Raw genomic sequence first — 13,943 nt, forward strand, 5'->3', positions numbered from 1 at the left:
CTAAGGTAGCGAAATTCCTTGTCGGGTAAGTTCCGACCTGCACGAATGGCGTAACGACTTCCCCACTGTCTCCAGCATCGACTCAGCGAAATTGAACTCCCCGTGAAGATGCGGGGTTCCTGCGGTCAGACGGAAAGACCCCGTGCACCTTTACTATAGCTTCACGCTGGCATTCGTGTCGGCATGTGCAGAATAGGTGGTAGGCTTTGAAGCGGGAACGCCAGTTCTCGTGGAGCCGCAATGTGAGATACCACCCTTATCGTCATGGATGTCTAACCGCGGTGTAACAGCACCCGGGACAGCGTGTGGTGGGTAGTTTGACTGGGGCGGTCGCCTCCCAAAGAGTAACGGAGGCGCGCGATGGTGGGCTCAGAGCGGTCGGAAATCGCTCGTTGAGTGCAATGGCATAAGCCTGCCTGACTGCGAGACTGACAAGTCGAGCAGAGACGAAAGTCGGTCATAGTGATCCGGTGGTCCCGCGTGGAAGGGCCATCGCTCAACGGATAAAAGGTACGCCGGGGATAACAGGCTGATGATGCCCAAGAGTCCTTATCGACGGCATCGTTTGGCACCTCGATGTCGGCTCATCACATCCTGGGGCTGGAGCAGGTCCCAAGGGTATGGCTGTTCGCCATTTAAAGTGGTACGTGAGCTGGGTTTAGAACGTCGTGAGACAGTTCGGTCCCTATCTGCCGTGGGTGTCGGAATATTGAGAGGAGCTGTCCCTAGTACGAGAGGACCGGGATGGACGAACCTCTGGTGGACCTGTTGTGGCGCCAGCCGCATTGCAGGGTAGCTAAGTTCGGACGGGATAACTGCTGAAAGCATCTAAGCAGGAAGCCTCCCTCAAAACCAGTATTCCCTATCAGAGCCGTGGAAGACCACCACGTCGATAGGCCGGGTGTGGAAGCGCAGCAATGCGTGAAGCTTACCGGTACTAATAGCTCGATCGACTTGATCGTTCTCATTTACCAATGATCGTAAAAGACCTTTTGACCTCACGGGTCGCACCGTTCTCAGCGTGACGCGCTAAAACCGCGCTACGCTTCGAACTGACCCTCCGGTGGGGCGCGCGAAAGCGCGAGGTCCTCGCAAAGCTCGTCCAGAGCAAACGCGAGACAGATCAAAAGACCAGTTACACGTCAGACAGGTTTGTTTGATCTGGTGGCTATGGCGAAGTGCCCAGAACCCGATCCCATTCCGAACTCGACCGTTAAACACTTCAGCGCCAATGGTACTGTGTCTCAAGGCACGGGAGAGTAGGTCGCCGCCAGATCTAACAAGCCTGTCAAACCCTTCTCAATACAAAACACAAAACAAAAAGCCCCGCAAACGCGGGGCTTTTTGCGTTCCAAAACTACAAACCACAAGCCCCGTGGGAGCTTGAACATCGCGCGGTGCGGCGGTGCGTTAACGTGGCCTTAAATCGTGTGGCGCAGCGTGCCGCTATGCGGTCCAAAATTGGTCGCCTTGTTGGACCATTGAGAAGGCTGCTGTCGCCACTTCTGACCAAGATCAAAAATGGAAATTTCGCGTCGTTCTTTCCTCGGCTCGATGAGCGCGTTCGCTTTGGGTGCGGGGCTGTTGCCGAGCCAGGCCCGGGCCGTCTCGCTCATGGACCCTTTCAACCTGCCAACGGCCGTCGATGGCGGCGTGGTCAAGATCGGTGACGGCATCGCTTATGCCGGCGGGCCGCGCGGCAAGCTCGATGTCTATGTGAAACAGAACCCGAGCGCCAATGCCCCGGTGGTGATGTTCATCTATGGCGGCGGTTGGAACAGGGGCGAGCGCTGGGAATATGATTTCGTCGGCCGTGCCTTGGCCTCGCGCGGCTTCGTCACGGTCATTCCCGATTATCGCCTGGTGCCGGAAGTCACCTATCCGGCCTTCCTCTATGATGTGGCCGTGGCCGCCAAATGGGTGGAAGATAATATCACAACCTTCGGCGGCAACCCCGATAAGCTTTTCATGGCCGGGCATTCGGCCGGTGCCTACAACGCCGTGATGATGGGCCTCGATCCTTCGTTTTTCAGAGATGCCGGGTGCGGCCTCAAGGTGCGCGGCGTGGCCGGGCTCGCCGGACCCTATGATTTCTACCCCTTCGAATTCAACGAGGTGCGGGCGGCATTCGGCTATGCGCCCAATCCCGAGGGGACGCAGCCGGTCAGGCTCGTCACCTCCGATGCCCCACCCATGTTCCTTGCGACCGGCAATCTGGATCTGATCGTCAAGACCGACAACACGACGGCGCTTGCCGCGAAACTGCGCGAGCACAACGTGCCGGTCGATGAGCGATACTATGACGGAATCGGACACATGGAGATCGTAACCGCGCTGGGCGCAATGCTTAGATGGCGTGCGCCGGTGCTCGACGACATGGTCAATTTCTACGCCAGTCTCGGGGCGCTGGACGCCTAACGTGCGCGCAGGAAAGCCTCGATCCGCTCGAGCCCCTTGGCGATCTTTTCAGGCCGTGCGGCAAAGCACCAGCGCAACCAGCCAGCGCCCTCGGGTCCGAAGGCGCTGCCCGGCGCAAGGCCCAGGCCATGTTCGGTCACCAGCGTCTTGGCGACATTCATGTCGTCGGTTTCGCCTTCGATGCGGAAGAAGGCGTACATGGCCCCGTCGCTGCGTGGCGCTTCGATGCCTCCCAGATGGTCCAGCCCGTCGAGCAGCAGCTTGCGTGAGGCCGAAAGCCCGGCCTTGAACTCTGCCACCGATTGCTCCCCACGCGGATCGCTAAGCGCCGCGATGCCCCCTTTCTGGATAAAAGCTGGAGCGCAGGAGGTGTTGTATTCGATCACCTTGGGCACATCGGGCATCATGGTTTCGGGCAAGGTCAGCCAGCCAAGCCGCCAGCCGGTCATGCGCCAGGCTTTCGAAAACGAATTGACCCTGATCACCCGGTCTTCAGGCTCGGCATGGACGAGCATTGAAGGCGCCGCCGCGCTGCCGTCGAACACCAACCGCTCATAAACCTCATCGCTCAAGATCCAGATGCCATGCTTGCGGCAATGGGCAAGAATCGCGCGCTGGGCCTCGGCTTCGAGCGTAAAGCCGGTGGGGTTGTTGGGCGCATTGATGATCAGCATCCGCGTATCGGGGGGCAGCGTCTCGAGCAGCCGATCGAGATCGAGCGTCCAGCGACCGTTCTCCACGCCGAGGGTAAAGCGGGTGACCTCCGCCCCGATCAGGCGCGGCGCCTCGGCTATATTAGGCCAGATGGGGGTAACGACAACCACCTTGCTCGCCGGCGAAACGACGAGCTGGTTGGCGATCATCAAGGCCGAGACACCAGATCCGGTGACCGCGATCCGATCGGGAGACGAAGCAAAGCCCTGCAGCTTGCTCTCATAGGTGGCAATCGCCTCACGCAGTGCCGGGAGACCCAGATTGTGGACGTAAAAGGTTTCGCCATCCGAGATCGCTTTCTGCGCTGCGTCGCGGATGAATTGGGGGGTGACCTCGTCACCTTCGCCGAACCAGAACGCGGCGATATCGGAGCGCCCCATGCCGGCATTGGCGATGTCGCGGATGCGCGAAGACGAGAGCGCGAGAACTTCGGGGCGGGCAGTCGCAGTCATAGCAAAAAGAAAACCTTATACCTTGCGCTGGGCGCGCATTCCGGTCAGCGTCGCCCCAACGACGCCCAAGGCCACAATGCCGATGATGATGGTGGCAAGGGCGTTGACGTCCGGTGAAACCCCCAGGCGGATCTTGGAAAAGATCACCATGGGAAGGGTCGAGGCGCCCGGACCCGAAACAAAGCTTGCGATCACCAGATCGTCCAGCGAGAGGGTGAAGGCCAAGAGCCATCCCGAAATCAGAGCGGGCGAAATGATTGGCAAGGTGATGTCGAAAAACACCCGGAGCGGCGTGGCGCCCAAATCCATCGCGGCTTCGTCCAGCGAGCGGTCCATGTCGGAAAGCCGGGCGCGCACCACCACGGTCACATAGGCCATGCAGAAGGTCGAATGGGCGATGGTGATGGTGGTAAAGCCGCGCCCGGACGGCCAGCCGAGCAGCCCTTCCATCGAGACGAACAACAGCAGCAGCGACAAGCCGGTGATGACGTCGGGCATGACCAGCGGGGCGGACGCCATGCCGGTCAGGGCCGTTTTGCCGCGGAAGCGCCCGAGCCGGGATAGCGCGATGCCGGCGAGCGTGCCCAGAACCGTCGCGATCGTGGCGCTCACTGCTGCGATCTGCAGGCTCAAAATGGCGGCCGAGACGATCTGGGAGTCATTGAAGAGCGCAGCATACCACTGGGTTGAAAAACCGGTCCACACCGTCACCAGCCGGCTCTCATTGAACGAGAAGACGATGAGCGAAATGATCGGCGCATAAAGGAATGCAAAGCCGAGCACGGCAAGGGTGGGAATGATGAAGCCGCGCCTCATTTCTCGCTCTCCACCACGGCGTCCTGTGCCCGGTTGAGCAGCATGATGGGAACCACCAAGATGACGAGCATGACGATGGCGACGGCCGAGGCCACGGTCCAGTCACGGTTGGCGAAGAACTCGTCCCAAAGCACGCGCCCGATCATCAGCGTATCGGCGCCGCCAAGAAGCGAGGGGATGACGAATTCGCCGATGGCGGGGATGAAGACCAGCATCGAGCCGGCGATGACGCCCGGCATGGCGAGCGGCAGGATAACGGTAAGGAATGTCATGAAGGGCCGCGCGCCGAGGTCGGCCGAGGCCTCGATCAGGTTCTGGTCGAGCTTGACCAGGTTCGTATAGAGCGGCAGCACCATGAAGGGCAGGTACGTATAGACGATCCCGATGAACACAGCGCCTTCGGTCTGGAGCATCAGCAGCGGATCATCGATGATCCCCAGGCTCATCAATATGTTGTTGATTATGCCGTTGCGCCCCAGGAATCCCATCCATGCATAGACGCGCAAAAGGAACGAGGTCCAGAACGGCAGGATCACCAGCATCAGCCAGATATGGCGGTATTTTTCGTCCGAGCGCGCGATAAACCACGCCATCGGGAAGGCGATCACCAGCGCGATCAGGGTCGAGATCGCGGCGATCCGCACCGAATTGATATAGGCGTTGGCGTAGAGGCTGTCGGAGAGGATGAACAGGAAGTTGGAGAAGTCCAGCTCGATCGAGAGCTTGCCGTCACCGCCCCAGATGAACATGGGCGCATAGGGCGGTTGGCCCAGCGCAAAGGTGCTCAGGGCGATCTTGAAGACCACGAGCAGCGGAATCAGGAAAAACACGGTGAGCCACAGCATCGGCGCCAGGATCACCGCCGTCCGGCCCGAAATGCCGATGCGGTTCAATCCTGCCGTCACAAATCCCCAGGCGCGGGGGGGGGGCGTATCGAAGCCGCCCGTGCTCATGAGACCAGTACCGCCCCGGAGTCCGCCGCCCAGGAGATATAGACCTTCTCGTCCCAGGAAATGGCTTCCTCGTCATAGCGCGAGCTGTTGGTCTGGGAAACGTGGATGCGCTTGCCGCTGTCGAGCACGATGCGGAACACGCTCATGTCGCCCAGATAGGCCACATCTTCCACCAGCCCATGGGTGATGTTGGCGTCGCCTTCGGGGCGCTCGCGGCTGAGCACCATCTTTTCGGGACGGATAGCGTACCAGAGGATCTGTTCGGGCGCGCAGTCGACGCCGTGGTTCACAAAGATGTCGCAGCCCGCCTCGGCGGTCGCGTCGATGCGGATATGGTCGGCCTCGTCCTCGGTCACCACGCCTTCGAACATGTTGACCGAGCCGATAAAGCCGGCGACGAAGCGCGAATTGGGGAATTCGTAGATTTCCTGCGGCTCGCCGATCTGGGCGATCTTGCCGTCATTCATCACCCCGATCCGGGTGGAGAGCGTCATGGCCTCCTCCTGGTCGTGGGTGACGACGATAAAGGTGACGCCCAGTGTCTCCTGAATCTTGACCAGTTCATACTGGGTATCTTCGCGCAGCTTCTTGTCGAGCGCGCCCAACGGTTCGTCGAGCAGCAGGAGCTTGGGCCGGCGGGCCAGCGAGCGGGCCAGCGCCACGCGCTGGCGCTGGCCGCCGGAAAGCTGGTGCGGCTTGCGTTTGCCGAACTGATCGAGCCGGACAAGCTTTAGGAGCTCGGCGACGCGGTCGCCGATCTCGCTCTTGGCCATGCCCTGGCGCTTCAAACCATAGGCGATGTTGTTTTCCACGCTCATGTGCGGAAACAGCGCATAGGACTGGAACATCATGTTGACCGGCCGCTGATAAGGCGGCACATCGGCCATGTTCTGACCGTCGATCTCGATGGTGCCGGTGGTTACGCTTTCAAATCCGGCGAGCATGCGCAGCAGCGTCGACTTGCCCGAGCCCGAACCGCCCAAAAGGCAGAAAAGTTCGCCCTTGTAGATATCGAGCGAAACGTCATCGACGGCGTAGACGTCGCCAAAGGTCTTGGTGACGTTGCGAATGCGCACGAAGGGCTTGGCGTCGGGATCGCGCCAGGGACGCGTATCGGCGGCGATCTGAGGCTTTTTCAATAGAGGACTTCCCAACCCTCGGGAGCTTTCAAAACTTGAACGGGTGTTCCGTCTGGTTTCGCAAAGCGTGGTCAACACAATCAAGCGAAGGGCAGGGCATCACAAAAATGCCCCGCCCCGCAAGCGGGTTCTCGCTTACTGGCCGGTCTTGATCCGGGTCCAGGCGCGGGTCAGCAGCCGGTCGTATCCGGGCGAGCGGGCGGTCAGCGGGAAGAGATTGGCCATCACGTCCTCGGTCGGGAAGATCGCGGGATCGTTCGCAATTTCGGGATCGACGAACTCCATCGAGGCCGCATTGGGATTGGCGTACCAGACATAATTGGTGATGTCGGCGGCAATCTGGGGCTGAAGGACGAAGTTGATGAAGGCGTGCGCGGCGTCCGGGTTCGGAGCGTCGGCGGGAATGGCCATCATATCGAACCAGAGCGAAGCCCCTTCATCGGGAATGACATAGGCCACTTCGATCCCTTGTCCCGCCTCGGCGGCACGGTCGGCGGCGATGAACACGTCACCGGAGTACCCCACGGCCAGGCACACTTCGCCATTGGCGAGGTCGGAAATGTACTGGGAGGAGTTGAACGAGCGGATATAGGGGCGCACTGCGCCGATCAACTGCTCGGCCGCTTCGAGATCCTCGGGGGCTTCCGAATTGGGGTCGCGGCCGAGATAGTTGAGCGCGGCGGCGACCATTTCGACCGGAGCGTCGAGGATCGAAATGCCGCAATCGGCGAGTTGGGAGGCGATTTCGGGGTCGAACAGCAGGTCCCAGGAATTGAGCGGGCCGTCTTCGCCCAACCGTTCGGTCACCGCGCCCACATTGTAGCCGATGCCGGTGGTGCCCCACATATATGGGACCGCGTATTGCGCGCCCGGATCGTGGGCCTCGACGATTTCCATGATGGCGGGGTCGAGATTTTCGAGGTTGGGCAGCTTGGACTTGTCGAGGGGCTGGAAGAGGCCGATGGGGATCTGGCGCTCGAGGAAAAAGCCTGAGGGAACAACGACGTCATAGCCCGAGGAGCCGGCGAGAAGGCGGGCTTCCACGATCTCGTTGGAATCGAAGACATCGTAATTGGCGGCGATGCCGGTTTCGGCGGTGAACTTTTCGAGCGTGTCCTCGGCGATATAGTCCGACCAGTTGTAGATGTTGACGGTCTGGTCCTGCGCGACGGCCGAGTTGGCCATCAATGCAGCGGAAAACGAGAGGAGAAACAACGGCTTGTGCATCTGACGGGGGTCCCCTTTTAGGTCAAAAAAGAGATGGTGACAGTGTCGTGCGAGCCCTTGGAGTTACCTCTTGGCGGCGTCAACCACACGGCACTCCCTTCGCCGCTTCACCAATCGAGTACGAGGATCAAACCCCGCGCGCGGACCCGACCGCTAGGCATAAAAAGGTCGATTTCCGCATTACAGCCAAGTGCCAGTCCTGAAAAGCGAAATTGTTGCCATGCCGATCCATAGCGAAAGAATTTTGCATGCGTGCAACAGAAAGGCGTCAACATTGGCCGCAAAGCCACCTCAGATGCCTGTGTTGAAGGGCCATGTTACCGCGCGGTTTTTGGTATTGAATGACAGGTGTTGAAAAACCCCCGCAGCGGGCCGCTGCGAGGGTGTGAAAATCGGGCCTATTCGGCCTCGTCGGCCGGCTTGGCGTTGAGCTGGCCGTATTTCTCAACCCCGATGGTGTTGAGCAGATCGAGCTCGGTTTCGAGGAAGTCGGTGTGCCCTTCCTCGTCGGTCAAAAGCTCCTCGAACAGCTTCTGGGTGACGTAGTCACCCAGCTCGTTGCAGATGGCTCGCGATTCCCGGTAGGACTTGATGGCGTCGAGTTCGCCGGCGAGGTCGGCTTCGAGCACTTCCTTGATGTTCTGGCCGATGCGCAGTGGAGCCACGCGCTGCAGGTTGGGATGACCTTCAAGGAAGATGATGCGCTCGATCAGCTTGTCGGCGTGATGCATTTCCTCGATGGATTCGGCGCGTTCCTTGTCGGCCAGGCGCTTGAAGCCCCAATCGTCCAGCAGGCGGTAGTGAACCCAGTACTGGTTGATGGCCCCCAGTTCGAGAAAGAGCGCCTCGTTAAGCCGCTCGATGATCTTTGCGTCGCCTTTCACTTTCACCTCCAGGTCGCGTGGATTTCCGCAAGCGTTTCAACCTGGTCCTAACGTCGACAAGATTGGCGGCGTTCCCGGCCAGTTTGAGGTGGTAAGTTTCGGTGACCTTTTGGATAATGTCCACAATGTTCGGCACGCAGCCGCAACATTGGCCGCGCTTGCCCGCTTCGCGATAGATCCGCGCCGGCACGACGAGCTGCCAGGGATCCTCATCGAGTATCGCGACGACGATCTCTTCGATGTCCTTGGTCGATATCAGATTGCACTGGCAGACGAGCATGGCGAAGGCGATGTGAGGGACGCTTAACTGTATCGCCCCATACATACGGGCTTAAAGCTGATTGTCAACGTCAGCTTTGCCGTCGTCCCGTTCACTTTTGCTTTCCGGCGCATCGCCGTTCCAGGCGATGAAAAAGATATAGACAGCATAGGCGGCGACCCCGCCAAAGATCAGCGTCCAGCCCCAATTGCCGTTAAAGGCATCCCAACCGGCCACGGCGGCGGGAATGGCCACCATGAGCGCCCGGCGCCAGGCGGGCTTGAACCAGGGGTGGTTGGCGTCGTTGTTCATGGCGGCTCCTTGAAAGCGCTCAGGGTGTCCGGTTGACATAGCCCGAGAGGGCATCGGCGCGCTGCGCGGTCAGCTCCAGCATGCAGCTTGCGCCCACGATGGACCGGATGGTGCCTTCACTCCAGAGCTCGTATTCAAAGCCGCAGCTTGCGTCCCGGAACGCGATCCAGGCGCGCTGGGCCTGCTGGAGCGAGGTGAACAATTCGGGCTCGAGGGACTCCTCAAGGCTCGCATAATGAACGTTGAGCTGGCTATCCCACCAGTCGGTCTCCCGTCCCATGCACTCGGTCATGCCGAGCGTGGAATAATCGGTTTGCATGCAAATGTTGGATGCCGCGCCGATGCATTGGGTCTGGGGCTGCACATCGGCGAAATCGGATTCGGCGTTGTTGGACGCCGCCAGCCCCTCGATGCATTCGGTCATCAGCTTGGCGTCCTCGGGGGTAAAGGTCGTCTCCTGCGCACCGGCGGGCAAGGCCATCAGCAGGACGGAAAGCAAGGCGGCAATTCTCATCTTCGAAGAACTCCTTCAATGCGGGGTGATGCGGGCCACCAGCCAGCGCGCATCGGAAAAATATTCGCGGTGGAGCAGAAAGAACACCGTTCCCACCGTCACGACAACCGCCGCCCAGCCCGAGACGAACCAGGCGACCATGGGAATGGCGAAATAATAGGACCGGATGCCGGCGTTGAAGCGCTGGGCGGCCATGGCGTTGATCCGCGCGATCGTCCTGATTTCGTCGGCCGAAGCCGGTTTGTCATGGTCCATGGCCCCGAGCAGAATGCAGAAATGGTTGAACTGGCGCAGCGACAGGGTGAAGGAGAGAAAGGCGTAGACGAACAGCACCAGCATCACCACCACATGGATCTGCAGGTCGATTTCCGTATGATGCGTGCCGAAGGTTATGGCCGAAAGCGCCGGTGCATATTCGTGCAACTGGCCGATCACGGTGAACAGCGCCAGGATCAGCAGGGCGGTGGTCGAGGCGAAAAACGAAACCGAACTCATGATGTTGCCCGAAAGTATGGCATCGAGCGGGGTATCGCGCCGCGCCGCCTGGGTCACCCAGTTGAAGCGCTGCTCGTTCATCAGCGTCGAAAGCGCGGGGCGCCGGCGATCGAGGAGATTGGCCGCAACGCGATAAAAATAGAACGCGGCGAGCGGCAGCACGGACGCAAAGAGCGAAAAGAGATTGATCGTGTCCAAATCGGCTTCCCCAGGGGCTGATCTGGGGCCGACGATACCGATTGGAAGCCCGCGTGGCGACCCTCAAAACGTGCCCGCGCGCATCACCTCGCGCGTCGTATCGATAAAGGCGCGCAGCTTGGGCGCCAGCGACGCCCGGCGCGGGAAATAAAGGAACAGCCCCGCTTCATCGACGGCGAATTGGTCGAGCACCTGCACCAGCCGGCCGGCGGCGATATCGGCCCGCACCAGGGGCTCGAAGGCATAGCCGAGCCCGACGCCGGCCAGCGCCAATTCGATCGCGGAATGGGATTCGGTGACGATGGCGCTGCCCTTGACCGCAACAGCCACCTCGCGCCCATCGAGGTTGAATTCCCAGCGATAGAGCCCGCCCGAGCGGATCAGCCGATAGCCGATGCAATTGTGCTTGGCCAATTCGTCCAGCGTTTGCGGCCGGCCATGGCGCCCGATATAGTCCGGTGAGGCAAAGACGACCGATTTGAAGGGCGGCGTAAGCCGGATCGCCACCATATCCTGGGCCAGCATTTCGCCCACCCTGATTCCGGCATCGAACCCCTCGGCGACGATATCGGCCAGCCGTTCATCGGAAAACAACTCGACCTCGACGTCCGGGTAGCGCTCGGCCATGGCGGCGATCACCGGCGTCAGCGCCAGAGGCAGGGACACCCGCGCCGCGTTGATGCGCAAGAGCCCGCTGGCCCGGCCCTTGACGCCGCGCAGCCGCTCGATCTGTTCGTCGATTTCCCCAAGCGCCGGAGCGATGGCCGCCATGAAGGACTTGCCCGCCTCGGTCAGCGCGACGCTGCGGGTGGTGCGGGCGAAAAGCGGTTGCCCCAGCCGCTCCTCAACCAGCCGCACCGCATGGCTCACCGCCGAAGCGCTCATGGACAATTCGGGCGCCGCGGCGGCAAATCCGCCCCGGCGGGCCACGCTGGCGACAACCGAGAGGTGGGGGAGCAGATCACGGTCCATTGCTGAACTCCATCGCATAGTCCGTGCGAATTAAGCGATCTTATCGTCTGCTCCGTCAACGGCGATGTTTGTGGCGATCTGCAGGGGCAGACACCAGGAACGGAGAAACGACGATGGCCATGACCTATTACACCCTCGGCAATAGCGGGCTGAAAGTGCCGCAACTGGCGCTGGGCACGATGACGTTCGGCACCGAATGGGGCTGGGGCGCCGACAAGGACGCCGCGCGCGAAATCTTTGGCGCCTATGCCGATGCCGGCGGCAATTTCTTCGACACAGCGGATGCCTATACCGGGGGCACGGCGGAGGCCTGGCTGGGCGAATTCATCGCCGAGCGCGGCATGCGCGACGAGGCGGTGATCGCCACCAAGTTCACGATGAATCTTTCGGCGACCAATCCCAACGCGGCCGGTAATGGGCGCAAGAACATCATCCGGGCGCTGGATGGCTCGCTCAAGCGCCTGGGCACCGACTATGTCGACCTCTACATCCTCCATTGCTGGGACCGGCTCACGCCGCCCGAGGAGGTGATGCGCACGCTCGACGATCTGGTGCGCGCCGGCAAGATCCGCCATATCGGGCTTTCCGACGTCCCCGCATGGTATGCGAGCCGTGCCCAGGCGGTGGCCGAGCGGTTCGGGTACGAACCGATCTCCGCGCTGCAGCTCGAATATTCCCTGGCCGAACGGCACATCGAAAACGAGTTTGTCGCCCTGGGCACCCGCTATGGCGCCGGCATCATGGCGTGGAGCCCGCTGGCCAGCGGCTTGCTGAGCGGCAAATACCGCGCCGGCGCGCAAGGGCGGCTCGAAACCCTGCGTGGTTCGTCCAATCCGGGTTTCCAGAAATTCACCGAGCGCAATTTCGCAATCGTTGCCGAACTCGAAGCGGTGGCCAGCGAGATCGGACGGTCCATGGCCCAGGTGGCGCTCAACTGGACGTTGACCCAGCCGGGCGTCGCTTCGGCGATCATCGGGGCGCGGACGCTGGCCCAATTGCAGGACAATCTCGGCGCCCTAGATTTCACCATCCCTCCGGCCCTGCGCGAGCGGCTGGACGCCGTCAGCGCGCTTGAGGCCACCTTCCCCTATTCCTTTTTCGGACCCGAGATTCAGGGCGGGTTCACCGGCCGGGTCACATTGGGGGACAAGCCTGCGACCTACCACCCCGATCTTGCGCTCACCGCCAGCTTTGCCGGTGTGAGCTAGATGGTGCGCGGATAGAGGCGGTTGATCTCCTCGATGCCCTTGAGCACCGCATCGGGCAGGACCAGCTGGTGAGCCGCGATATCGGTCCGGAGCTGGTCCATGTTCGTGGCGCCGATGATTACCGAGGCCATGAAGGGGCGCGAAAGGCAGAAGGCGATGCCCATCTGGCAGACATCGAGCCCGTGTTCCTCGGCCAAGGCGATATAGGCCTTGGTGGCGGTCTCCGAATGGGGATTGAGCCGCCACATCGCCCCAAGCGCGCCGCGGGTTCCGGCCGGCACGGCCCCGTTGTTATATTTGCCGCTGAGCAGGCCGGCCGCCAGGGGCGAATAGCCCAGCAGGCCCACATCCTCGAAGGCGCACACTTCGGCCAGGTCGAGATCGAACTGGCGGCGCAGCAGGCTGTATTCGTTCTGGATGGTCGCCATGCGGGCCAGCCCGTGCCGTTCGGCCAGCGAAAGGTATTGCATCAACCCCCAGCTCGTTTCGTTGGAAACGCCGATGGCGCGGATTTTGCCCGCCCTGACCTGGGCATCGAGCGCCTGGAGCACTTCGAGCAGGTTGTCGCGCACCTTCTCGCGGTCCTGGCCATAGGGATTGAAGCCCCAGGAATTTGAGAAATTGTAGTGGCGCCGGTTGGGCCAGTGCAATTGGTAGAGATCGATATAATCGGTGCCCAGGCGCTTGAGGTTGCCATCGAGGGCGGCAACGATCTCCCTGGCGTCCATCGGCCGGCCGCCGCGGATCCATTCATTGCCGGGACCGCAGATTTTCGAGGCGAGCACCCAATCCTCGCGCCGGCCATTGGCCTTGAACCAGTTGCCGATGATGGTTTCGGTCGACCCTTGCGTCTCGGCCCGGCCGGGCGTCGAATAAAGTTCGGCGGTGTCGATGAAATTGATGCCCTGATCGAGGGCATAGTTCATCTGCGCATGCCCTTCGGCCTCGGTGTTCTGCTCGCCCCAGGTCATGGTGCCGAGGCAGATTTTGCTCACGGAAATGCCGGTGCGGCCAAGGGTGCGCTGCTGCATGAATCGAAAAATCCTGGATCGTCGCGTGTCGAAAGGAAAAAGGGCAGGGCCCTTTACCCATGTCTAACCGCCACGGCTCCGGTGCGCAATCGCCTTGAGTTTCCGGCGGCTTCCGGGAACTGTCAAAAAAATGTCGTGTTGGATGGCGGAAAGGGGTTTGCAAACCGGATTTGCCCCCCTATATAGGCGGCGTCCGAGCGGTTCGCCTGAACCGCAATTCGCCGACATTCTTGACGCGGGGTGGAGCAGCCCGGTAGCTCGTCAGGCTCATAACCTGAAGGTCGCAGGTTCAAATCCTGCCCCCGCAACCAATCTTTTCGTCAGCGAATAAAGCCGCCCCGCAGGGCGGCT

The 13,943-nt window shown here is 61.1% G+C and carries 15 protein-coding genes, 1 tRNA gene and 2 rRNA genes (1 of these 18 running past the window's edge); 6 read left to right on the plus strand and 12 right to left on the minus strand.

All coding sequences use genetic code 11. The annotated features are described in order from the left end of the window. Together NO934_RS10700 and rrf are read left to right on the plus strand one after the other, a co-directional pair. Nucleotides 1–962: ribosomal RNA gene (locus NO934_RS10700) — 23S ribosomal RNA — on the plus strand (it extends 1,764 nt beyond the left edge of the window). Nucleotides 963–1,160: 198 nt separating this feature from the next. Beyond that, a 5S ribosomal RNA gene (gene rrf / locus NO934_RS10705) occupies nucleotides 1,161–1,276 on the plus strand. 145 nt (nucleotides 1,277–1,421) lie between these two features. On the opposite strand, the gene NO934_RS10710 is transcribed toward rrf, so the two are convergent. Then, nucleotides 1,422–1,616 (minus strand): hypothetical protein, encoded by a 195-nt coding sequence (locus NO934_RS10710; protein WP_309159941.1) that lies wholly within the window; start codon nucleotides 1,614–1,616, stop codon nucleotides 1,422–1,424. On the opposite strand from NO934_RS10710, the gene NO934_RS10715 reads away from it, so the two are divergent. Then, entirely contained in the window at nucleotides 1,615–2,418 is an 804-nt protein-coding gene (locus NO934_RS10715; RefSeq protein WP_309159942.1) for an alpha/beta hydrolase, read from the plus strand. The genes NO934_RS10710 and NO934_RS10715 overlap by 2 nt on opposite strands. Here the strand turns inward: NO934_RS10715 and NO934_RS10720 are convergent. From NO934_RS10720 to bfr, 6 genes are all read right to left on the minus strand, one after another. Further along, the gene (locus NO934_RS10720) at nucleotides 2,415–3,584 is read right to left on the minus strand and encodes a pyridoxal phosphate-dependent aminotransferase (protein WP_309159943.1); all 1,170 of its coding nucleotides are present in this window, start codon (nucleotides 3,582–3,584) and stop codon (nucleotides 2,415–2,417) included. The genes NO934_RS10715 and NO934_RS10720 overlap by 4 nt on opposite strands. A gap of 15 nt (nucleotides 3,585–3,599) precedes the next feature. After that, nucleotides 3,600–4,400, minus strand: coding sequence for an ABC transporter permease subunit (locus NO934_RS10725; RefSeq protein WP_309159944.1), 801 nt, complete (start codon nucleotides 4,398–4,400; stop codon nucleotides 3,600–3,602). Then, nucleotides 4,397–5,353, minus strand: a complete 957-nt coding sequence (locus tag NO934_RS10730; protein WP_309159945.1) for an ABC transporter permease subunit — start codon at nucleotides 5,351–5,353, stop codon at nucleotides 4,397–4,399. Before NO934_RS10730 ends, NO934_RS10725 begins: the two co-directional genes overlap by 4 nt. Then, a complete protein-coding gene (locus NO934_RS10735) occupies nucleotides 5,350–6,492 on the minus strand; it encodes a polyamine ABC transporter ATP-binding protein (protein WP_309159946.1) in 1,143 nt (380 codons plus the stop codon). The genes NO934_RS10730 and NO934_RS10735 overlap by 4 nt, the downstream gene beginning before the upstream one ends. Before the next feature lie 135 nt (nucleotides 6,493–6,627). After that, nucleotides 6,628–7,719, minus strand: a complete 1,092-nt coding sequence (locus NO934_RS10740) for a polyamine ABC transporter substrate-binding protein (protein WP_309159947.1) — start codon at nucleotides 7,717–7,719, stop codon at nucleotides 6,628–6,630. Nucleotides 7,720–8,117: 398 nt separating this feature from the next. Next, nucleotides 8,118–8,603 (minus strand): bacterioferritin, encoded by a 486-nt coding sequence (gene bfr / locus NO934_RS10745; protein WP_309159948.1) that lies wholly within the window; start codon nucleotides 8,601–8,603, stop codon nucleotides 8,118–8,120. 148 nt (nucleotides 8,604–8,751) lie between these two features. Here bfr and NO934_RS10750 point away from each other — a divergent pair, with 148 nt between their 5' ends. Continuing rightward, complete coding sequence (locus NO934_RS10750; RefSeq protein WP_309159949.1) at nucleotides 8,752–8,910, plus strand: hypothetical protein; 159 nt, start codon at nucleotides 8,752–8,754, stop codon at nucleotides 8,908–8,910. A gap of 24 nt (nucleotides 8,911–8,934) precedes the next feature. On the opposite strand, the gene NO934_RS10755 is transcribed toward NO934_RS10750, so the two are convergent. From NO934_RS10755 to NO934_RS10770, 4 genes are all read right to left on the minus strand, one after another. Beyond that, a complete protein-coding gene (locus tag NO934_RS10755; protein ID WP_309159950.1) occupies nucleotides 8,935–9,174 on the minus strand; it encodes a hypothetical protein in 240 nt (79 codons plus the stop codon). 19 nt (nucleotides 9,175–9,193) lie between these two features. Then, nucleotides 9,194–9,688, minus strand: a complete 495-nt coding sequence (locus NO934_RS10760; RefSeq protein WP_309159951.1) for a lysozyme inhibitor LprI family protein — start codon at nucleotides 9,686–9,688, stop codon at nucleotides 9,194–9,196. A gap of 15 nt (nucleotides 9,689–9,703) precedes the next feature. Continuing rightward, the gene (locus NO934_RS10765; protein ID WP_309159952.1) at nucleotides 9,704–10,381 is read right to left on the minus strand and encodes a DUF599 domain-containing protein; all 678 of its coding nucleotides are present in this window, start codon (nucleotides 10,379–10,381) and stop codon (nucleotides 9,704–9,706) included. Between the two features lie 63 nt (nucleotides 10,382–10,444). After that, a complete protein-coding gene (locus NO934_RS10770; RefSeq protein ID WP_309159953.1) occupies nucleotides 10,445–11,353 on the minus strand; it encodes a LysR family transcriptional regulator in 909 nt (302 codons plus the stop codon). 113 nt (nucleotides 11,354–11,466) lie between these two features. Here NO934_RS10770 and NO934_RS10775 point away from each other — a divergent pair, with 113 nt between their 5' ends. Continuing rightward, nucleotides 11,467–12,561 carry an aldo/keto reductase gene (locus NO934_RS10775; protein WP_309159954.1) on the plus strand — a complete coding sequence of 365 codons (1,095 nt, stop codon included), beginning with the start codon at nucleotides 11,467–11,469 and terminating at the stop codon, nucleotides 12,559–12,561. Here NO934_RS10775 and NO934_RS10780 read toward each other — a convergent pair. Continuing rightward, nucleotides 12,558–13,592, minus strand: coding sequence for an aldo/keto reductase (locus NO934_RS10780; RefSeq protein WP_309159955.1), 1,035 nt, complete (start codon nucleotides 13,590–13,592; stop codon nucleotides 12,558–12,560). The genes NO934_RS10775 and NO934_RS10780 overlap by 4 nt on opposite strands. A gap of 234 nt (nucleotides 13,593–13,826) precedes the next feature. Here NO934_RS10780 and NO934_RS10785 point away from each other — a divergent pair. Beyond that, a tRNA-Met gene (locus tag NO934_RS10785) sits at nucleotides 13,827–13,903 on the plus strand. Nucleotides 13,904–13,943 lie beyond the last annotated feature (40 nt).

Origin of the sequence: Pelagibacterium sp. H642, assembly GCF_031202855.1 — a bacterium.
GTDB lineage: Bacteria > Pseudomonadota > Alphaproteobacteria > Rhizobiales > Devosiaceae > Pelagibacterium.

Coding starts and splice junctions, on each gene's coding strand:
- NO934_RS10720 (WP_309159943.1), bottom strand. CDS start 3,584: ATGACTGCGACTGCCCGCCCCGAAGTTCTCGCGCTCTCGTCTTCGCGC.
- NO934_RS10715 (WP_309159942.1), top strand. CDS start 1,615: ATGGACCCTTTCAACCTGCCAACGGCCGTCGATGGCGGCGTGGTCAAG.
- NO934_RS10710 (WP_309159941.1), bottom strand. CDS start 1,616: ATGAGCGAGACGGCCCGGGCCTGGCTCGGCAACAGCCCCGCACCCAAA.
- NO934_RS10755 (WP_309159950.1), bottom strand. CDS start 9,174: ATGAACAACGACGCCAACCACCCCTGGTTCAAGCCCGCCTGGCGCCGG.
- NO934_RS10725 (WP_309159944.1), bottom strand. CDS start 4,400: ATGAGGCGCGGCTTCATCATTCCCACCCTTGCCGTGCTCGGCTTTGCA.
- NO934_RS10770 (WP_309159953.1), bottom strand. CDS start 11,353: ATGGACCGTGATCTGCTCCCCCACCTCTCGGTTGTCGCCAGCGTGGCC.
- NO934_RS10775 (WP_309159954.1), top strand. CDS start 11,467: ATGGCCATGACCTATTACACCCTCGGCAATAGCGGGCTGAAAGTGCCG.
- NO934_RS10760 (WP_309159951.1), bottom strand. CDS start 9,688: ATGAGAATTGCCGCCTTGCTTTCCGTCCTGCTGATGGCCTTGCCCGCC.
- NO934_RS10780 (WP_309159955.1), bottom strand. CDS start 13,592: ATGCAGCAGCGCACCCTTGGCCGCACCGGCATTTCCGTGAGCAAAATC.
- NO934_RS10730 (WP_309159945.1), bottom strand. CDS start 5,353: ATGAGCACGGGCGGCTTCGATACGCCCCCCCCCCGCGCCTGGGGATTT.
- NO934_RS10740 (WP_309159947.1), bottom strand. CDS start 7,719: ATGCACAAGCCGTTGTTTCTCCTCTCGTTTTCCGCTGCATTGATGGCC.